Genomic DNA, 20562 nt, shown 5'->3' with positions numbered 1-20562 from the left:
CATCATGTCGCAGACAAGCGGCGTTCATGACAGATGTGCGGTGCTTTTACCGGCCTCTTCGCGAGCAGGCTCGCTCCCACATTTGAGATGCATTCCCCTGCTGCAATGCATTCTCCTGTGGGAGCGAGCCTGCTCGCGAAGGGCGCGCCGCAGATGTTCAGTCGAACATGAACAATGCGTCGTTACAGAACTGCGCTGCAAACCGTCCCGCCGGCATCGGCCGACCAAACAGATATCCCTGCACCTCATCGCAGCCATGCTCGCGCAGGAAGTCCAGTTGCTCATGGGTTTCCACGCCCTCGGCGATCACCGCCAGGTTCAGGCTGTGGGCCATGGCGATGATGGCGCGGGCGATCTGCGCGTCCTGTTCGCCGGACGGCAGCCCATCGACAAAGGTGCGGTCGATCTTCAGCACGTCGATCGGGAATTGCTTGAGGTAGTTGAGCGATGAATAACCGGTGCCGAAGTCGTCGACCGCGATGCTCAGGCCGAGGTTTTTCAGCCCGGCGAGAATCTGCATCGCTTCGCTGACTTCGCGCATCAGGATACTTTCGGTCAATTCCAGCTCCAGACACGCCGGGGGCAGGCCGGTTTCGCGCAGGATCGTCGCGATCCGCGTGCCCAACTGGCCGTCGGAGAACTGCCGTGCGGAGATGTTCACCGAGACCTTCGGCACCCGCACCCGCTGCTGGTGCCAGGTTTTCAGCTGTCGACAGGCCTCGCTGATGACCCAGTCGCCAACGTCCACCACCAGGCCGAGCTCTTCCAGCACCGGAATGAAATCCCCCGGTGGCACCAGTCCGCGACGGGGATGGCGCCAGCGCAGCAGCGCTTCGGCGCCGGTCAAACGTTTGCCGTCGCCGCTGAACTGCGGTTGGTAGTACAGGACGAATTCGTTCTGCTCCAGCGCATGGCGCAAATCGCTTTCCAGCTCCAGACGTTCCAGCGCACTGGCGTTCATGTCGGCCTGATAGAACTGGAAGTTGTTCTTGCCGCGTTCCTTGGCGTGGTACATCGCCGTGTCGGCGTTCTTCATCAACTGGCTGAGTTCGTTGCCGTCCTGCGGGCTCAGGGCGATGCCGATACTGGCGGTGACGAAAAACTCGCGACCCTCAAGCACGAACGGCCGCACCAGGCTGGCGAGAATCTGCTCGGCGACATGAATCGCCCGGTTCAGCGCCAGTTCGCGGTTGGAGCGATGCTGCAACAGCAAGGTGAATTCGTCGCCGCCCATGCGCGCCACGGTGTCATCGTCATCGACGCAGGCCAGCAGGCGCGTGGCCATGTCCTTGAGCATGCGGTCGCCGGCGGCGTGGCCGAGGGAGTCGTTGATCGGTTTGAAACGGTCGAGGTCGAGGAACATCAACACCACCCACGACTTCTGCCGCTCGGCCGCTTGCAGGGCGGTGTGCAGACGATCCTGGAACAGCGTGCGGTTCGGCAGGTGGGTGAGGGCGTCGTAATAGGCGAGGCGGTGAATGCGCTGCTCGCTGGCCTTGCGCTCGCTGATGTCGCTGAAGAAGCACACGTAACTGGCCAGATCGCCCTCATCGTCGAGCACGGCAGTAATGCCGACCCACGCCGGGTAATGCTCGCCGTTGCGGCGCTTCATCCACACTTCGCCTTCCCAGGTGCTGTGCTCGTGCAATTGCTTGAGCACGTAGCGCAGGTGCGCATCCTGCTGCTCGTCGACAGTGAGCATGTTCGGCAACTGGTCGAGCACTTCGCCGACGCTGTAGCCGCTGACCCGACTGAACGCTTCGTTGGCCTGGACGATGTACCCAGCGGGGTCGGTGATCAGGATCGCCGAAGTCGAGTGCTCGAATACCGTGGCGGCCATGCGCAGATCTTTTTCCGCACGGCGCTGCTGGCTGATATCGCGGCCAACGCCGAGCACACCTTCGAATGCGCCGAGTTCGTCCCACACCAGCACCAGGCGCAGTTCGATCGGAATCTTGCGGCCGTCGGCACGCAGGCAATCGAAGAGGAACAACTGGGTTTGCACCTGACTGCGCAGCAATGCCAGTTGCTCGGGCTTGTCCAGCGCCTTGCTGACGCGGTCCATCAGCACATGAATGCCGTTCAGTTGCCCGGGATTGGCGATGATCGATTGCCAGCCGTTCTGGAAAATCCATTCGGCGTTGTAACCGAGCACGGCCTGCACCGACGGGCTGACGTAGTTCAGCGAGAGCTTGCTGTCAGTGGAGAAAATCACGTCGCTGATGCTTTCTGCGAGCATGCGGTAACGCTGCTCGCTGTCACGCAGCGATTCGCTGGCCTCGATCTGTTCGGTGATGTCCTTGGCGACGCCGATGATCCGCGTGACCTGATCGTGCTTGTCCCGCGCCAGTGCCTGTTCACGAATGTCAAAGCGCCGCCACTTGCCGTCGCGATGGCGGAAGCGCAGCTGGCATTGCAACAGCTGGCTGTAACCGGCGTGGCGCTGCAACTGCCGGGAACGATGGTAATAATCGGCGTCTTCCGGGTGCAGGAGGATTTCCCAGAAGTATTCGCCCATCTGATGCAGTTCAGTGCGGTTGTAGCCCAAAGTCTGGCCGAGGTGGTGGTTGCTGAAAATCATCCGCTGGCTGATCACGTCCTGCACATACAGATGATCCGGCACGGTGCGCACCACGTCCGACCAGAAGCCTTCGCGCTCCAGCAACGACAGTTCGATCAGCTTGCGGCTGGTGATGTCGTTGATGCTGAGGATCACCGCTTTATAGTCGTGCTGCTCGCTCGGCAGGCGCAGGACCATCCACAGGTGCTGGTCGCGGCCATTGCTGTTGGGCAATTTGATTTCCAGTTCCAGCTGCTTCTGCTGCTGCAGGACAGCGTCGAGAATCTGCTGGCCGATCGCGCACTGCGGATGGCGCTGGCCGTCGATCAGCAGTTGCCAGGCATCGTCGCAGGAATGCACATCGAGCAGTTGCAGGGCGACCTGATTGACTTCGGTGACGCGCATTTCCGCCAGCAACTGTTGGCGCTGCTGCGGTTGGTCGAGCCAGGCCTTGAGCTGGTCGCTGGTCTGGATCTGCGCCTTGTCGAACATCTGCTTGAGGCCGGACAGGTCAAGCACGCACAAGGCCACGCCGGTGCCTTCGAAAATATCCTGATAACGCCGCCGACCTTCATGCACCTGGCGCTGGCGCCGACGCATGTTCAGCAGCGCGATCACCGGCAACATCGAGAGCGCCAGGCCGAGCAGGCACTTGCCGATGAACGCCGGTAGCAACTCTTCCAGTACGCGCTGGCGGTCGAACAGCCCGCGCAATTGCCAGTCGCTGCTGCTCAGCGGCACGGTCAGTACGGTGTTGGCGACATCGTCAGGCGTCAGCCCGCCAGCCTTGTTTGACGGCAGCCCGGCCTCGCGACTGATGATCTGGTGGTTGAGGCGGTTTTCCACCAGCCACAGCGGGCGCAGAGCGGTGGCGTCCTGTTTGGTCAGCGAGTCGAAGAAGGTCGGCGTCAGGCGCAAGGCCCAGTAACCGCGACTGCTGCCGCTGGCCTGATGCAGCAGCAGATGCACCACCGAGCCATCATCGGCATTGCTGAAGTAATGCGCCTGGGCGCGGCTGCGGCGCACCAGTTCGGTCAGGTAATCGGCGTCGGCGCTGTCAGTGGCGCTGTCGCTGATGATCCGGCCGGAAGGCGAGAGCAGGGCCATGCTGCGCAGGTCGGGCAGCGAGCGTTGCAACTTGCGCAGCAACATCTGCTGTTCGTCGGCAGTTTGCGGTTGTTCGACGATCGGTAGCAGATTGAGGGCGATTTGCGCATTCAGTGCCATGTTCAGGCTGACCTGAGCGGCGAGGTCGGCGGTGTAATCGATGGTGTACTGGCGCTGGTTTTTCTGGGTTTCGCGCAATTGATCGAGCAGTTGCCAGAACAGCAACGCGAGCAATAACAGCACGAGGGTGGCCAGCGCACCCTTTAATGTCCCGCGCAGGGGCGAGCCGGGCGCCGGTGGGGTGCTGCTCACAGAGGCTGGCGGAGTGACATTGGTCAAGCTGTGATCCTGCGATTTGGCTGGACTGGCGCGACGTGCACTATAAGCCGGACGCCCGAAGGGCGGCTAGCATGCCTTGAGTTGTGGCGAAGTGCCAGCCCCTCCCGGCTGGACTGCCTTCCAGCATTAAGGTAGCTTTGCCGGTTAGACCGGGGGCGTTCCAGCCCCTACAATCAGACTTTTTCCAGCGCGCACGCATTGATCGCGATCAAGTGAACGACGCGCACAGTCTGGCCAGGCATCGCCTGCGCTCCAATCATTCATCTGTCACTGACCCAAGGTTCTCCATGGCTCAATACGTCTTCACCATGCATCGGCTGGGCAAAGTTGTTCCGCCGAAGCGGGAAATCCTCAAGAACATTTCGCTGTCCTTCTTCCCCGGCGCCAAGATCGGCGTGCTCGGCCTTAACGGTTCGGGTAAGTCCACGCTGCTGAAAATCATGGCCGGCGTCGACACCGAGTTCGAGGGCGAAGCCCGTCCGATGCCAGATTTGAACATCGGTTACCTGCCGCAAGAGCCGCAGCTCGATCCTGCCAAGACCGTGCGTGAAGTGGTTGAGGAAGCGGTCAGCGTGATCAAGGATGCGCAAGCGCGTCTGGACGAGGTCTACGCGGCCTACGCCGACCCGGACGCCGACTTCGACAAGCTTGCTGCTGAACAGGCCAAGCTCGAAGCGATCCTGCAGGCCAGCGACGGCCACAACCTCGAGCGCCAACTGGAAGTCGCCGCCGATGCGCTGCGTCTGCCGGCCTGGGACGCGAAAGTCGAACACCTGTCCGGTGGTGAAAAACGTCGTGTCGCCCTGTGCCGTCTGCTGCTGTCCGCTCCGGACATGCTGCTGCTCGACGAACCGACCAACCACTTGGACGCCGATTCGGTGGCGTGGCTGGAGCATTTCCTCCACGATTTCCCGGGCACCGTGGTCGCGATCACGCACGACCGTTACTTCCTCGACAATGTCGCCGGCTGGATTCTGGAACTTGACCGCGGCGCGGGCATTCCTTACGAGGGCAACTATTCGGGCTGGCTCGAAGCCAAGTCCGATCGTCTGGCCCAGGAATCCAAGCAGCAGTCGGCTCATGAAAAAGCCATGAAAGAAGAACTGGAATGGGTGCGCAAAGGCGCCAAGGCCCGCCAGTCGAAGTCCAAGGCCCGTCTGCAACGCTTCGAAGAAATGCAATCGCAGGAATTCCAGAAGCGCAGCGAAACCAACGAGATCTACATCCCGGCCGGTCCACGCCTGGGTGACAAGGTCATCGAATTCAAGAACGTCACCAAGGGCTATGGCGATCGCGTGCTGATCGACAACCTGTCGTTCTCGATGCCGAAGGGCGCCATCGTCGGCGTGATCGGCGGTAACGGTGCCGGTAAGTCGACGCTGTTCCGCATGCTGATGGGCAAGGAAACCCCGGATTCGGGCAGCATCGAAATCGGTGAAACCGTGCAGCTGGCCTGCGTCGACCAGAGCCGCGAAGACCTCGACGGCAGCAAGACCGTGTTTCAGCAGATTTCCGACGGCTCCGACCAGATCCGCATCGGCAACTACGAGATCCCGTCGCGCACCTACGTCGGTCGCTTCAACTTCAAGGGCGGCGACCAGCAGAAGTTCGTCAAGGATCTGTCCGGCGGTGAGCGCGGTCGTCTGCACCTGGCATTGACCCTGAAGGAGGGCGGCAACGTCCTGCTGCTCGACGAACCGTCCAACGACCTCGACGTGGAAACCCTGCGTTCGCTGGAAGAAGCCCTGCTGGACTTCCCGGGCGCCGCCATTGTGATCTCCCACGATCGGTGGTTCCTTGACCGTGTCGCCACGCACATCCTGGCATACGAAGACGACTCGCAAGCGGTGTTCTTCGAAGGCAACTACACCGAGTACGAAGCCGACCGCAAGAAGCGCCTTGGCGAAGCAGCGGCCCAGCCACACCGGGTACGTCACAAGAAACTGGCCTGATTTCAGGTTGGTTGCATGAGAGAGCGGAGCCTTCGGGCTCCGTTTTTTTTGCCCTGGGTTTTTCCTGATAAACCGAGTTGCGGCTTTCGCGAGCAGGCTCGCTCCCACAGGGGTAGCGCATTCCAAATGTGGGAGCGAGCCTGCTCGCGAAGACGGTGTAACTGTTGGTGCAAGTCTTGAATCTGTACTCCCCACTCAGGTGCAAAAACGGATCAAAAAACCCTAGGATTTATATCCTGTGCACCATTTAATTTCATAACTGCGACATTTTGCTCTGTTCCTGTGCGCAATTCGTTTGTTACAGTCCGGCCCAATCTCCTCCAACGACAATAAATTTGCCGAGACTTTGCCCATGATCGAATCCGTCGAATCCTTCCTTGCGCGCCTGAAAAAACGCGACCCGGATCAGCCCGAATTTCACCAGGCAGTCGAAGAGGTCCTGCGCAGTCTGTGGCCATTTCTTGAAGCCAATCCGCATTACCTGACTTCGGGCATTCTCGAGCGCATCTGCGAGCCGGAGCGCGCGGTGGTGTTCCGGGTGTCGTGGGTCGACGATCAGGGCATGGTTCAGGTCAATCGCGGATTCCGTATCCAGATGAACAGCGCCATCGGCCCGTACAAGGGCGGCTTGCGTTTTCATACGTCAGTGAATCTCGGCGTGCTGAAATTCCTCGCCTTCGAGCAGACCTTCAAAAACTCGCTGACCTCCCTGCCCATGGGCGGCGGCAAGGGCGGTTCGGACTTCGATCCAAAGGGCAAGAGCGACGCTGAAGTCATGCGTTTCTGTCAGGCGTTCATGAGCGAGCTGTACCGCCACATCGGCGCCGATGTTGACGTACCGGCCGGTGACATCGGCGTCGGTGCGCGGGAAATCGGCTTCCTCTTTGGCCAGTACAAGCGCCTGAGCAACCAGTTCACCAGCGTCCTCACCGGCAAGGGCATGACCTACGGCGGCAGCCTGATTCGCCCGGAAGCCACCGGGTTCGGTTGCGTGTACTTCGCTGAGGAAATGCTCAAGCGCCGCGGGCAGAGCGTGGAAGGCAAGCGCGTGGCGATTTCCGGTTCCGGCAACGTTGCCCAGTACGCGGCGCGCAAAGTGATGGACCTGGGCGGCAAAGTGATCTCGCTGTCCGACTCCGAAGGCACGTTGTACTGCGAAGCAGGACTGAGCGAAGAACAGTGGCTGGCGCTGTTGGATCTGAAGAATGTAAAACGCGGGCGCATCAGCGAACTGGCGAGCGCCCATGGTCTGGAATTCCGCGCCGGGCAGCATCCATGGTCGCTGCCGTGCGACATCGCGCTGCCCTGCGCGACGCAAAACGAACTCGACGCCGAAGCCGCACGCACGCTGCTGCGCAATGGCTGCGTCTGCGTGGCCGAAGGCGCGAACATGCCGACCACGCTGGAGGCTGTGGATATCTTTATCGAGGCCGGCATTCTGTTTGCGCCGGGCAAAGCTTCGAATGCCGGCGGCGTGGCCGTGAGTGGTCTGGAGATGTCGCAGAACGCCATGCGCCTGCTGTGGACGGCGGGCGAGGTCGACAGCAAGCTGCACGCGATCATGCAGGCGATCCACCACGCCTGCGTGCATTACGGCGAAGACAACGGTCAGGTCAATTACGTCAAGGGCGCGAACATCGCCGGCTTCGTCAAAGTCGCCGATGCGATGCTGGCGCAAGGCGTGGTTTAAGCCGGTTCGATGCGGATCACTTCGATCTGTTGATCGCCGGCCGGTCGCTGCCACAGCACTTCATCGTTGAGCCGGGCGCCAAGCAAAGCCCGGCCCAGCGGTGAAGCCCAGTTGATCAGGCCCTGACTGGCGTCGGCCTGATCCTCGCCGACCAATTGCACGCGGTGTTCAGTGTCGTGTTCATCGGCAAAAGTCACCCAGCTACCGATCTGTACCTTGTCGGTGGAGGTCGCGGCGACTGCGACTTGGGCGCTGCTCAGGCGTTGAGTGAAATACCGCAGATCCCGTTGCAGATCCGCCAGGCGTTGCTTGTCGGCCTGCTCGCCCTTGGCCGTTTGCTCGGCGTGCAGGCTCTGCAACTCGGCGACTTTCGTCTGCAACTGCGCCAAACCTTGCGGGGTGACGTAATTGGGCTGCGTGCTGACCTGGCGTTCGACCGGCTGATCGGCCTGCGCGGCGGCGTTGTCTTCGTTGACGAATGCGCGACTCATGAAGTCCTCCTCTTAAAGGATTTGGGCCATGGTTGCCGGCATTTGGTTTCAACGGATGTCTGCAAGCGACCTATTGCGAGCGATAAGCCCGTCCGGCGCCCTGGTCCTTCTGCTGCTGCCAGGCGCGTTCGCGTTCGTCCCAATGCTCGTTGCGATATTGCTCGCGATTCCTGTTTTCGAGCATCGCCTGACATTGGCGGAAGCCATCGACCCAGCCGTCGGCGTATTGCTGGTCCTTGAGATAGCGCGGCACGTTCTTGCGAAACTCGCCGCTGATCGAGCCCGCCGCTTGCCGGCCGCTGACGCAACCGTCATCGAAACCGTCGGCGAATGCCGGTGGATAACCCTTGGCAATCAAGTCTTCATGGGTGGTCTGGCAACCGCCCAGCGCCAATACAACGCCCAACAACCCCACGCACCGCCACATCGCACTCTCCCGCGCCGGTTTTCGGCTGATAGGGAAAGTCTAGAAGGGGATTCATGAGGCGGCTGTCGAAGGCCTGTGAAAAATCCATTGCACACCACAAAGCCCTGTGGGAGCGAGCCTGCTCGCGAAGGTGTCGTGTCAGGCAACACTACTATTGTCTGACCCACCGTTTTCGCGAGCAGGCTCGCTCCCACAGGGCGATTTACACAGGCTCGGGATCAGTAGTGATACCACTTCACTTCAAGCATGACTTCGGTTTCCGGGCTGGCGAGCTGGCTGAATTCACGCTGAGCACTCAAGCGCAAACCGAGGTTGCGCGACAGCTCCCACTGCTGATTCAGGCTCAGGCTGCGGCGCACTTCACCGTTGAAGAAGTAATCGCCCTTGGCTTCCAGGCTCAGATTGCCCAGCGGGTTTTTCCACAGTACGCCGGTATTGAAGCCACCGGCCGGGGAAACAAACTCGGCGAAGTCGTTGTTGTGTTCCACGCGCACCGTGCCCAGGGCAAAGCCGAGCACGTCTTCGCCCAATTGCCAGGTACCACCGCCGCCGCCGTTGACATGGCTGACCAGTGTTTCGTCGTCATGCTTGCCCGGCACGCGCTCGAGGCCGCCGGTGACTTGCCACGACAGCGGTTGCAGCAGCTCGTTGCGCGGGGTCAGCGAACGAATGGTCGCCAGATCCAGTTGCTGCAACTGCCAGTCATTGCCTTCGTACTGACGCAGCTTCAGTTGCAAAATTTCGATCTGCGCGCCGAGGGGGAAGCTTTCGGCGTTGTCGTTGAGGTCGTGATAAGCCATGCGCAGGCCGTACTCGCCGAACGCGCGATCGCCGCGCGTACCGAGGCCGGCCTGCCAGGTGCGGGACTCGTGGCCATCTTCGGGCAGACCGGGTTGCGGAATTTCCAGCTCCGGCGCCGGGTTCTTGTTGATCGCCCGCAGCAGTTCGAAACTGCGCTGCGCTCGTTGCGGGTCGCGCTCCTGGCCATTGGCGCGGTAGCGCTCCAGACGATAGGCGGCGTCGACGATCAACGCCTGACGCGCGCGCGGCAGCGCTTTGAACGTAGGCTCTTGCAGGACTTTTTGATCGGCGCTGACCTTGAGCACCCATTGCTGTTCGTCATCGCTTAACGGCTCGGCGCGGCTGAGCAGTTCACGTTCGCGGGACGGGCGATATTCGATGTGCTCGACCAGCCCGGCCTCTTTCACCGCTTTGACGGTGTCGGTCGGGATCGCGGTCAGCGGAAATTGTTCGGTCAGGCGTAAACTCGGCCGCGCCACTTGCAGCAACTCCAGCAAGCGATACGAGCAGTTTTCGTCGAAGAAGAAATAGTCGAACTGGATCTGCTTGAGCTCCCACACATGCTCGACCATGCGCGCGGTTTCTTCCTGAGTCAGGTTGAGGCGGTATTCCCACAGATCGCGGTTTTCCAGGCTGCGGTATTCCGACAGTTTTTCTTGATACGGCACCAGTGCGAACAGCCCCGGGTAGCCGCCCATCAAGCCTTTCCAGGCATACAGAATGCTGTTGTCCGAGCCTTCGATGTAAGCGCCGAAGTTGATCGCATAGCTGAGCAGCGAGGTCTTGTCAGCCTGCACGTCCGCCTGATCGATGCGCAGCAGGGTGTGGCCGAACATCGACGAAGGGCTGTTGAGATACGCCGCCGGGAAGATCATCACAGCACTGTGCGGCGAGACGTCCTTGAACCATTTCTTGTATTCGGCGCATTCCGGCGCTGGCAAATCGGAGAGGTTGAGTTGCGCTTTCAGCCAGCGCGTGCGCGCCGGATAGACGCACTGTGCATGTTGCTCGCCGAGGCTGGCCGGGGCGTACAGCGCCTGCACGGTGGCGGCCAGTTCGCGGTCCGGATGCTCGTTGCCATCGGGGGCGAGAAAGAACTTCTTGTCGCTGACATAGCTGCGCCAGCCGCCGAGCTTGGCGGTTTCGTAATGACCCAGAGAAATCCAGAAGCGGTCGTTGGCCAGTTGCTGCAAACGTTGAGGATCGATGTGAGGCGCGGCGGACAGCGGGGCGCAGACACAGAGCGCCAGCCAGGCAAGGCGTTTGAGCATAGTCGGCAACTTAAGTCGAAAGAAAAAATTCAATACCAACAAACTGTAGGAGCTGACGAGTGCAACGAGGCTGCGATCTGTTGATCTTCAAAAGCAAAGATCGCAGCCTCGTTGCACTCGTCAGCTCCAACAACGGGTCATTTGGCAAAAAATAAAAACCCGCTTCCCGAAGGAAGCGGGTGGGGTCGAGCTTAAGCCTGAGTTGCGTACTTGGCCAGACGTGGGTCCGATTTCAGTACTGCCAGGGTGTTGGTATGCACGTCTTCAGCGGTCACGTCAGCCTTGCTGAAGATCTGCTGGAAGTGCTCGTGGGTCACGGCCGCAAAGTGCGCGCGGTCTTCCGGTGCTACGCCCAGTACCACGGCATAGGTGGTCAGCGCTTCGCCGTTGCCTTTGGCCATGTCTTCGGACAGCTCGTTCATCATGCCATTCATGGCGAACCAGGACTTGCCGCCATAAGTCAGCGACGCGTTGGTCGAGCAGCCGTTGGTGCCGGAGGTCATACCGAAGGTAGCGTTACCGGAAGTGCCGTTGGTGGTGGAAGCAAGGAAGTGCGCCGGGGTGCCACGCTGACCTTCGAACAGCATGTTGCCCCAACCGCAATCCGGGCCGCCCGGGGCTTGCGCCATTGCGTTGATGGATACAGCGGTGAAGAGAGTACCGAGAAGAATCCGTTTCATAGCTTTGTTCTCTTTATGTGCATACCAATGGACAGGGTTCTGGCCTTTCGCACTCTGCCCGAGGACAGCGCCGAAAGTGTCAGTGGGCCGGTATTAGTTCCAGCCGCGCAGTTTGGAGTTTAGGCACGTTCCAGCGGTTCCGTGACTTTTTGCAAAATATTTGGAATAAACCTCTGATTTATCGGGACGCGTCGGCCGGCCGCGCGCTTGTCTATGCTTTGTCATGTGGCGCGCCTTGCCAGTGGGGCACGGGCAGCGCCAGAATGCCGCTACCTGCCCCGCCTGATTGTTAAGGAAGCCCGATGCCTGATCCTGTTGCTGCCAGCCTGCGTCTTGCGCCCGAAGCGCTGACTCGTCCGTTTTCCGCTGAACAGTTCAGCTTCACTACCACCAATGATCTGGAGCCCTTTCGCGGTGTGCTCGGCCAGGAACGCGCGGTCGAAGCCTTGCAGTTCGGTGTGGCGATGCCACGCCCCGGTTACAACGTATTCGTCATGGGCGAGCCCGGCACCGGCCGTTTCTCGTTCGTCAAACGCTACCTGAAGGCCGAAGGCAAGCGCCTGCAGACCCCGGCGGACTGGGTCTACGTCAACAACTTCGATGAGCCCCGCGAACCGCGCGCACTGGAGCTGCCATCGGGCACGGCGGGCTCGTTCATCGGCGACATCAACGGCTTGATCGACAATCTGCTGGCGACCTTCCCGGCAGTCTTTGAACACCCGTCCTACCAGCAGAAAAAAAGCGCCATCGACCGCGCCTTCAATCAGCGCTACGACAAGGCGCTGGACATCATCGAGCGCCTGGCGCTGGAAAAAGACGTCGCCCTGTACCGCGACAGCAGCAACATCGCCTTCACCCCGATGCTCGAAGGCAAGGCCCTGGACGAAGCTGAATTCGCCCAGTTGCCAGAAGCCGAGCGTGAGCGTTTTCACGATGACATTTCCGGCCTCGAAGAGCGCCTGAACGAAGAACTCGCCAGCCTGCCGCAGTGGAAGCGCGAGTCGAACAATCAACTGCGTTCGCTCAACGAAGAAACCATCACCCTGGCCTTGCAGCCGTTGCTGGCGCCGCTGTCGGAGAAGTACGCGGAGAACGCCGGGGTCTGCGGTTACTTGCAGGCCATGCAGGTCTACCTGCTGAAAACCGTGGTCGAGCAACTGGTCGACGACAGCAAGACCGACGCCGTCGCGCGCAAGTTGCTGGAAGAGCAATATGCACCGAGCCTGGTGGTCGGGCATCCGGCCAGCGGCGGTGCGCCGGTGGTGTTCGAGCCGCATCCGACCTACGAAAACCTTTTTGGCCGCATCGAGTACACCACCGATCAGGGCGCGCTTTATACGACCTATCGACAGTTGCGCCCGGGCGCGCTGCATCGCGCCAATGGCGGTTTCCTGATTCTTGAAGCGGAAAAAATGCTCAGCGAGCCGTTCGTGTGGGATGCGCTCAAACGCGCCCTGCAATCGCGCAAGCTGAAAATGGAATCGCCGCTGGGCGAGATGGGCCGCTTCGCCACCGTGACCTTGAATCCGCAGCACATTCCGCTGCAAGTCAAAGTCATCATCATCGGTGCGCGGCAGCTGTATTACACGCTGCAGGACCTCGATCCGGACTTCCAGGAAATGTTCCGTGTACTGGTCGATTTCGACGAAGACATTCCGATGGTCGACGAGAGTCTGGAGCAATTCGCCCAGCTATTGAAAACCCGCACTTCGGAAGAAGGCATGGCGCCGCTGACCGCCGATGCGGTGGCGCGTCTGGCCACTTACAGTGCACGACTGGCCGAGCATCAGGGGCGCTTGTCGGCGCGCATTGGCGATCTGTTCCAACTGGTCAGCGAGGCGGATTTCATTCGCCATCTGGCCGGCGATGAAATGACCGACGCCGGCCACATCGAACGCGCCCTGAAAGCCAAGGCCACCCGCACCGGGCGCGTCTCGGCACGGATTCTCGACGACATGCTCGCCGGGATCATCCTCATCGACACCGATGGCGCGGCTGTCGGCAAGTGCAACGGGCTGACGGTGCTGGAGGTCGGTGATTCGGCGTTCGGCGTGCCGGCGCGGATTTCCGCCACGGTGTACCCGGGCGGCAGCGGTATCGTCGACATCGAGCGTGAGGTCAACCTCGGCCAGCCGATTCACTCCAAAGGCGTGATGATCCTCACCGGTTATCTGGGCAGCCGTTATGCCCAGGAATTCCCGTTGGCGATCTCGGCGAGCATTGCGCTGGAGCAGTCGTACGGTTACGTCGATGGTGACAGTGCGTCGTTGGGCGAGGCGTGCACGCTGATTTCGGCGCTGTCGAAAACCCCGCTCAAGCAATGTTTTGCCATCACCGGTTCGATCAACCAGTTTGGCGAAGTGCAGGCGGTCGGCGGGGTCAACGAGAAGATCGAAGGCTTCTTCCGCCTCTGCGAAGCGCGCGGCCTGACCGGCGAACAGGGCGCGATCATTCCCCAGGCCAACGTCGCCACGCTGATGCTCGATGAAAAAGTCCTGGCCGCCGTGCGCGCCGGGCAGTTCCATGTCTACGCGGTGCGTCAGGCTGATGAGGCACTGAGCCTGCTGGTGGGCGAGCCGGCCGGTGAGCCGAACGCCGATGGCGAATTCCCCGAAGGCAGCATCAATGCGCGAGTAGTCGAACGCCTGCGCGATATCGCCGAGATGATCAGCGAAGAAGACTTGAAGGAGGCTGAGAAGGAACTGGCGCAGGAGGCTCTCGCCGAAGCCAAACCGGCCTGACAGGCTTGCAATAAACCCTGTGGGAGCGAGCCTGCTCGCGAATGCGGTGTTTCAGTTGACGAATGAGTCGGCTGATCCATCGTCTTCGCGAGCAGGCTCGCTCCCACAGTGGTTTTCCAGATTGATCTCTGCGGGGATCTTCGGGGAATGTGCCACTACTCTGACGCCAATATTCACACAATGACCATTCGGCGCCTTCTGGTTCCATTTGGCTTGCGCAGGACACTTTTCTTCTATTCTCAGGTCAAGGATATCGACAGTATCACTGGATCGAGCCAGTCCTCCCGTGGGGGCTGAATACCGGCTTTACCGAGGGTCGCCGCCATGTCGCGCAACCTCTGTCTCACCCGTCAATGCCTGGGTCTGGTGACCCGGATCGAATGCGCCGTAAAGCCGCTGGCCGGCGACAACGGCATGTGGACGCTGCTCTTCGCGGCCGGCATGGCCGGCGAACAACCTTCCGCGATAAAAGCCCAAGGCCCGTTCCACGGCCCGGTCGCGGCCGAGTCGATTCTCGACACGATTGTTGAAAGCCTGACTTTGCACGGCTACGAACTGGCCGATGATCCGCAGATATGGAGCCTGCACCTGCAAGCGCAGTTGCGGCAGATCAACGGCGGCCGTGGGCGCAGTCTCAACGGTTAAGGCGCCGTCTGGTCCACCTGCGCCTTGTCGAGCTTGACCTCAAAGCCGTATTGCACGGTGGTGAGGTCGGTGCGCTGATAGGTTTCCACGCGAGTCGGGCGACCGTAAAAATAGTGCACGCCAAGCAGCGCCGGGCCTTCGGTGCTGGCGTCGTGGCTGACCGAGAGAATCTGCTTGAGGTAGTGGCCGCTGTCGTCCTTGACGAAGAAACGCCACTCGTTGGCCGGGAAGGTTTTCAAGTCGACCACCAGCGTGTTGTCCTTGATCGCCAGGCCTTTGGGCAATGACTGCGCCTCGTAGGACTGCTTGGCCACCGTGGCCAGAAACAACGGCATCGAACCTACGGCAATCGCCGGGGTTTCCGGAAACAGATTCAGATCATAAGTAATCGTCGCTTGCAGTGGATCGACCTGATACGCCTCGGGCGGCAGTTCGATCGGCTCGTCGAGCTTGCCGCCGCGCTTTTCCGTGAAAAAGGTCACCGGGCTGACGCCGGGGTTGAGTTCGTCGCCGAGCAATTCGTCGTTGAAGGTGCGGCGGTGGGAAAACTCGATACGCGCCGCGCTCGGCTCTTCCACCGATTGATGAATGCGCACGCCGGCCTTCAATTGTTCCTCGCTCAGGTCCGCGCCTTTTAGCCAGTTGGCTGCGAGGTCGTCATACACCACAACTGGCAGATCCAGCGGCTGCACGGCTTTGGCCGTGGTGTGCGGATTGAAGGTGCGCACCGGCAGGTCCAGGGTTTTGCGCGTCACCGTCGCCGAAGAGAAGTCGAGCACGCTGACTTCGAGGGTCTCGATCGGGCCGTGAAAGTAGACCTTGTTGTAGCGGCGTGGGTGATCTTTCTCGAAGGCTTGCTGGTCGTCGCTGAGCTGTTTCTCCAGGGTGTCGCTCCAGCTCGTTTGCTTCTGTAGTTGCGCCAGTTGTTTCTGATAAAACTCGACCTGCTCCGGGCTTTCATTGATCGAACCGGCGCGTACCAGGTATTGACCGCTGGCGTCGCGGGCCTGAATGATCAGCGGATTGATGCGGGTTTCGGCGACTTCTGCGGCCAGCGGCCGGCTGTTGCTGACTTCGACTTCGGCGTAGTTCTTTTCCAGCTTGAGCAGTTTGACGCTGAGGTTGTCGTTGCTGCGGGTCTGGCCGACGTCTTTCTGCGTCAGGTCGAAACTGTACAAGCGACGCGGCGCGATGACCTCGATCTGGCCTTGCAGGCTGACCGGTTGCGGCAGGCTTTTTTTGTCGACGTTAAGGCCATCGATAAATGGGTAGGTCACCGTCAGGTCATCGGGATTGGTCACGTTGGAACTGGACGGGCTGAGCTGGATGCCCGGATCGGTTTCCGACCACTCCGGTTGCCAGGCGATGACACGTTTGTTGCTCAGCGTCACCGAATGCCATTCGATGCCGTGCGGAAACAGGAAACCGCCGGGAATGTTCAGGTTGAACGGGAATACCGGTTGCAGATCGGTGAGGTAATCCGAGCTGGCGTCCTTGTGCAGCACGAACAGGCCGTTGATGAAGGTATCGACCAGCGCCTGCGGGGTGGGGTAGTGCTTGAGCACAGCGAGGGCGTCGGCGCCGTATTCGGTATGCGGTGCGATGTCGTCGAGCTTGAGCCGGGCCCGTTCCAGTAACAGCAGCGAGCCGCCGAGTTCGGTGACGGCGTCCTTGAGCTTGGGATCGCTGATCGTCTCCAGTGACTGTTCGAAGGTGGCGGTCTTTTCGTCGAGGTTGGCGACGTGCTTTTCATCGCCGGGCGAGCAACCGCCGATGAGCAAGGCGAGGCAGATACCGGCAGTCGTCAAGGCTGATCGCACATCCATTTCCACGCGTCCTGTCCACTGTCATTGGGCTGTCAATGCTTTGGACACTAGCAGAAAAACTTTGTCACACACACGCAGGTGGCGGATTTTCCGGCGGTTTCTGGCTGTCACAGCGGGCTGTTATACTCGCCGCCATTTCCAGCCCCTTGTGTGAGAGTCAATGGAACGCTTTATCGAAAATGCAATGTACGCCACCCGCTGGCTGCTGGCGCCGATCTACATCGGCCTGTCCCTCGGTCTGCTGGCGCTGGCATTGAAGTTCTTCCAGGAAATCATTCACATCCTGCCCAACGTGTTCGCCATGGCCGAGTCGGACTTGATTCTGGTGCTGCTGTCGTTGATCGATATGGCGCTGGTGGGTGGTCTGCTGGTGATGGTGATGATTTCCGGCTACGAAAACTTCGTCTCGCAACTGGACATCGACGAAGGCAAAGAGAAGCTCAGCTGGCTGGGCACCATGGACTCGTCGTCGCTGAAGATGAAAGTCGCGGCGTCGATCGTGGCGATCTCCTCGATCCACTTGCTGCGCATCTTCATGGACGCCAAGAACGTCGATCCCGAGCACTTGATGTGGTACGTGATCATCCACATGACGTTTGTGGTGTCGGCGTTTGCCATGGGTTATCTGGACAAGGTCACCAAGCACTGATCGGCCGATCAAGGCAAAAGAGCCGCCCGTCTGTTGCGAAACAGACGGGCGGTTTCGTTTGTGGCTTGTGCTTTCAAGCGCACCGGCCTATCCCTGTAACGGTGCGATTCGCCACGGTGTGAGGTGCTTCCATGAACCTGCAAGAGTTGAACGCGTTTGCTGTTGCCAGGAAGATCGACGAGTTGAACCTGATCTCCATGGAAGGCGGCATTTACCTGTTGGAAGCGAGGATGCATGGGGCGGCGTATCCGTTGAGCGATCTCAAGGGCAATATGCTGACGCTGCGCTCAGTTGAGCATGCGCGGGATCTGCTGCATGCCTTTCCGGTTCTGCCCTTCAATCTTGTGCATACCTCGGTTCATGACGAAATGTGTGGGCTGGTCGGTGACCTCGATGAAAGCCTGAAAGTACCGCTGGCCTGGCGCTCGGCCCTGTAGGCCCGGCCCCAACCCCAGGTATCTGTGCTAGTCTGCTCGCCCTTTTGGTTCCGGGCGCGCCGGGACGAGCTGTGCACGCACGGCTAGTCCTGTGGCCGTCCGCACAGCGGAGCAGTGTCATGTCCGAAGTAAATCTGTCCACCGACGAAACCCGCGTCAGCTACGGTATCGGCCGTCAACTTGGCGACCAGCTGCGCGATAACCCGCCACCGGGTGTCAGCCTGGACGCGATCCTGGCCGGTCTGACCGACGCTTTCGCCGGCAAGCCAAGCCGTGTTGGCCAGGAAGAAATGTCCGCCAGCTTCAAAGTGATCCGCGAGATCATGCAAGCCGAAGCAGCTGCCAAGGCTGAAGCCGCGGCTGGCGAAGGCTTGGCCTTCCTCGCCGAAAACGCCAAGCGTGACGGCATCACCACTCTGGCCTCCGGCCTGCAATTCGAAGTGCTGACTCAGGGCGAAGGCGCCAAGCCGACCCGTGAAGACCAGGTGCGTACGCACTACCACGGTACCCTGATCGACGGCACTGTGTTCGACAGCTCCTACGAGCGCGGCCAGCCTGCAGAATTCCCGGTTGGCGGCGTGATCGCTGGCTGGACCGAAGCGCTGCAACTGATGAATGCCGGCAGCAAATGGCGCCTGTACGTGCCGAGCGAACTGGCTTACGGCGCCCAGGGCGTTGGCAGCATCCCGCCGCACAGCGTTCTGGTATTCGACGTCGAGTTGCTGGACGTTCTGTAAGGCCTGATGGTTGGAGCGGGCTCGCGGTCATGTGGGAGCGGGCTTGCTCGCGAAAGCGGGGTGTCATTCAACGATGATGTTGAACGTTATGGCCTCTTCGCGAGCAAGCCCGCTCCCACAGGGCTCGCTCCGACATGTTGCGGTTTCATATTTCGATCTTGTTGTGCAGCTCACTGGTCGGGCGCAACGCCCGGGCATAGCAGAACAGGAACAGATTGCGCACCAGCTCCTTGAGTACCAGCGGCTCGCTGGAATTGAGGCTGCTGACGTCCAGATCACCTTGATCCTGCAACTCATGCAAGGCTTCTTCTTCAAGCACCGCACAGACTTCGCCGGTTTCCCGATGGAGGATTCTGAGGTAAGGGTGTGGGCGATCCAGCCAGGCGTCGATCAAATAAGTCATGGGTATCATCTCCTTGAAGGGTTTCAATGAGAATAATTCTTATTCATCAAATAGCAAGTGCCTATTGGCGGATCGTGGAGTTTTCCGGGTAAAGGTTGTGTCAGGTCAAAATGGCTGGCTGATGGCCATGCGCGGATTCATTGAGCTGAAGCGGGGAGGGCAAAGCTCCATCCCACGGCTGGCGCGGGATGGCTGACGCAAGGCTCAGACTTTTCTGACGAACTCGGATTTGAGCTTCATCGGGCCGATGCCGTCGATCTTGCAGTCGATGTCGTGATCGCCATCGCACAGGCGGATGTTCTTGACCTTGGTGCCGACCTTGACCACCAGCGATGTGCCCTTGACTTTGAGGTCCTTGATCACGGTGATGGTGTCGCCGTCCTGCAGGACGTTGCCGACCGAATCTTTCTTCACCGCATCATCGGCCGCCACTTCGGCTTCGCCACTGGCAGACCACTCGTGGGCACACTCGGGGCAGACCAGTTGGGTGCCGTCTTCATAGGTGTATTCGGAATTGCATTTCGGGCAGGGTGGCAACGTGCTCACTAAGGTTCCTTGGGTATCAGGAGGGCTAAAGGGCGCACATTGTATAGGGTTTTAGCTTTTGAGGCAGTCAAAAGCAAAAGATCGCAGCCTTCGGCAGCTCCTACGGTGATGTGTAGGAGCTGCCGAAGGCTGCGATCTTTTGATCTTGTTTCAGCAATATCAGTGCGTGCGGGCTACCGCGAACTCGCTCAGTTCCACCAGCGCATCGCGGTATTCGCTGGCCGGCAGCGCCTCGAGGCACTTGATCGCGCGGGCCACGTAATCGCGGGCCAGTTGCGCGGTGTACTCCAGCGAGCCGGACGCTTCGACGGCGATGCGGATGCTTTCCAGGTCTTCGATCCCACCTTTCTGGATCGCCTGACGCACCAGTGCCGCCTGTTCGGCGGTGCCTTCGCGCATGGTGTAGATCAGTGGCAGGGTCGGCTTGCCTTCGGCCAGATCGTCACCGACGTTCTTGCCCAGGGTTTCCGCGTCGCCTTTGTAGTCGAGCAGGTCATCAACCAGCTGGAACGCCACACCCAGATGATCGCCGAAGGTGCGCAGGGCTTCGCTCTGCTCGGCGGTCGCGCCAGCCAGGGCGGCGGCGCTGTGGGTCGACGCTTCGAAGAGCATTGCGGTCTTGCCGCGGATGACTTCCATGTAGGTTTCTTCGCTGGTGCTGGCGTCACGCACCTTGGACAGCTGCAACACTTCGCCTTCAGCGATGATGCGCGTGGCCTGGGAGAGGATCTTCATCACCGGCATCGAGCCGAGTTCGACCATCATTTCGAACGAGCGCGAATACAGGAAGTCGCCGACCAGCACGCTCGGGGCGTTGCCCCACATGGCGTTGGCGGTCGAGCGGCCACGGCGCATGCCGGACATGTCGACGACGTCATCATGCAGCAGGGTCGCGGTGTGCAGGAATTCGATGGTGGCGGCCAGCAGGCGCATGTCGTCGCCTTCGCGACCCAGGGCCTTGCCACACAGCAACACTAATAAAGGACGCAGACGTTTGCCGCCGGCCGACGTGATGTAATCGCCGATTTTCGATACCAGCGGCACTCGAGACGTCAGCTGCTTCTTGATGATGCCGTCGACGGCGCTAAAATCGTCCGCCACCGCGCGGTAGAAAGCTTGGGGTTGCATCAGCGAGAGTCGCTCCAGAAGGGTTGCGCGGCATGCTAGGACCCCCGTCCAGACCTGTCAAGGCGCGATGGACGGCCACTTGCGCGAGGCAGATTGCTTGCGTACAATCGCGCACCCTGAACTTCCTGGGCA

Annotated in this window: 16 protein-coding genes; 7 read left to right on the top strand and 9 right to left on the bottom strand. The window is 60.4% G+C overall.

Annotated elements, in window-relative coordinates; translation table 11 throughout:
* Positions 1-157: 157 nt before the first annotated feature.
* The gene (morA, locus tag AB4N53_RS15755; protein ID WP_460121572.1) at positions 158-4006 is read right to left on the bottom strand and encodes a cyclic di-GMP receptor MorA; all 3849 of its coding nucleotides are present in this window, start codon (positions 4004-4006) and stop codon (positions 158-160) included.
* A gap of 287 nt (positions 4007-4293) precedes the next feature.
* Between morA and ettA the strand changes: the two genes are divergently transcribed.
* Entirely contained in the window at positions 4294-5958 is a 1665-nt protein-coding gene (ettA, locus tag AB4N53_RS15750; protein WP_016773108.1) for an energy-dependent translational throttle protein EttA, read from the top strand.
* 352 nt (positions 5959-6310) lie between these two features.
* On the top strand, positions 6311-7648 hold the full coding sequence (gene gdhA / locus AB4N53_RS15745) for an NADP-specific glutamate dehydrogenase (RefSeq protein ID WP_460121570.1): 1338 nt from the start codon (positions 6311-6313) through the stop codon (positions 7646-7648).
* On the opposite strand, the gene AB4N53_RS15740 is transcribed toward gdhA, so the two are convergent.
* The 4 genes from AB4N53_RS15740 to AB4N53_RS15725 form a co-directional block, all read right to left on the bottom strand.
* The gene (locus AB4N53_RS15740) at positions 7645-8139 is read right to left on the bottom strand and encodes a GreA/GreB family elongation factor (protein WP_460121568.1); all 495 of its coding nucleotides are present in this window, start codon (positions 8137-8139) and stop codon (positions 7645-7647) included. The genes gdhA and AB4N53_RS15740 overlap by 4 nt on opposite strands.
* 70 nt (positions 8140-8209) lie before the next feature.
* Positions 8210-8566 (bottom strand): hypothetical protein, encoded by a 357-nt coding sequence (locus AB4N53_RS15735; protein ID WP_460121566.1) that lies wholly within the window; start codon positions 8564-8566, stop codon positions 8210-8212.
* Positions 8567-8784: 218 nt separating this feature from the next.
* On the bottom strand, positions 8785-10638 hold the full coding sequence (locus AB4N53_RS15730) for an Lnb N-terminal periplasmic domain-containing protein (RefSeq protein WP_460121564.1): 1854 nt from the start codon (positions 10636-10638) through the stop codon (positions 8785-8787).
* 191 nt (positions 10639-10829) lie between these two features.
* Positions 10830-11318 carry a DUF3015 domain-containing protein gene (locus tag AB4N53_RS15725; protein ID WP_007909797.1) on the bottom strand — a complete coding sequence of 163 codons (489 nt, stop codon included), beginning with the start codon at positions 11316-11318 and terminating at the stop codon, positions 10830-10832.
* Positions 11319-11620: 302 nt separating this feature from the next.
* Between AB4N53_RS15725 and AB4N53_RS15720 the strand changes: the two genes are divergently transcribed.
* Entirely contained in the window at positions 11621-14059 is a 2439-nt protein-coding gene (locus AB4N53_RS15720) for a Lon protease family protein (RefSeq protein ID WP_460121562.1), read from the top strand.
* A 324-nt stretch (positions 14060-14383) separates the two neighbouring features.
* Entirely contained in the window at positions 14384-14704 is a 321-nt protein-coding gene (locus AB4N53_RS15715) for a PA4575 family protein (RefSeq protein WP_016773114.1), read from the top strand.
* Here AB4N53_RS15715 and AB4N53_RS15710 read toward each other — a convergent pair.
* On the bottom strand, positions 14701-16530 hold the full coding sequence (locus AB4N53_RS15710) for a hypothetical protein (protein WP_460121560.1): 1830 nt from the start codon (positions 16528-16530) through the stop codon (positions 14701-14703). The genes AB4N53_RS15715 and AB4N53_RS15710 overlap by 4 nt on opposite strands.
* 160 nt (positions 16531-16690) lie before the next feature.
* Here AB4N53_RS15710 and AB4N53_RS15705 point away from each other — a divergent pair, with 160 nt between their 5' ends.
* From AB4N53_RS15705 to AB4N53_RS15695, 3 genes are all read left to right on the top strand, one after another.
* On the top strand, positions 16691-17179 hold the full coding sequence (locus AB4N53_RS15705) for a TIGR00645 family protein (RefSeq protein ID WP_016773116.1): 489 nt from the start codon (positions 16691-16693) through the stop codon (positions 17177-17179).
* Positions 17180-17310: 131 nt separating this feature from the next.
* Positions 17311-17616: a DUF6482 family protein gene (locus AB4N53_RS15700; RefSeq protein WP_252878921.1), complete on the top strand. Its 306-nt coding sequence runs from the start codon at positions 17311-17313 to the stop codon at positions 17614-17616.
* 119 nt (positions 17617-17735) lie between these two features.
* A complete protein-coding gene (locus tag AB4N53_RS15695; RefSeq protein ID WP_039761705.1) occupies positions 17736-18353 on the top strand; it encodes an FKBP-type peptidyl-prolyl cis-trans isomerase in 618 nt (205 codons plus the stop codon).
* Between the two features lie 145 nt (positions 18354-18498).
* On the opposite strand, the gene AB4N53_RS15690 is transcribed toward AB4N53_RS15695, so the two are convergent.
* The 3 genes from AB4N53_RS15690 to AB4N53_RS15680 form a co-directional block, all read right to left on the bottom strand.
* Positions 18499-18756: a PA4570 family protein gene (locus AB4N53_RS15690; protein ID WP_039761704.1), complete on the bottom strand. Its 258-nt coding sequence runs from the start codon at positions 18754-18756 to the stop codon at positions 18499-18501.
* 204 nt (positions 18757-18960) lie between these two features.
* Positions 18961-19302 (bottom strand): zinc ribbon domain-containing protein YjdM, encoded by a 342-nt coding sequence (locus AB4N53_RS15685; RefSeq protein WP_016773119.1) that lies wholly within the window; start codon positions 19300-19302, stop codon positions 18961-18963.
* A gap of 159 nt (positions 19303-19461) precedes the next feature.
* Entirely contained in the window at positions 19462-20430 is a 969-nt protein-coding gene (locus AB4N53_RS15680; RefSeq protein ID WP_016773120.1) for a polyprenyl synthetase family protein, read from the bottom strand.
* Positions 20431-20562: the final 132 nt, after the last annotated feature.

The organism is Pseudomonas sp. H3_E04 (assembly GCF_054668915.1).
This window is presented reverse-complemented; position numbering and strand designations above follow the sequence as displayed.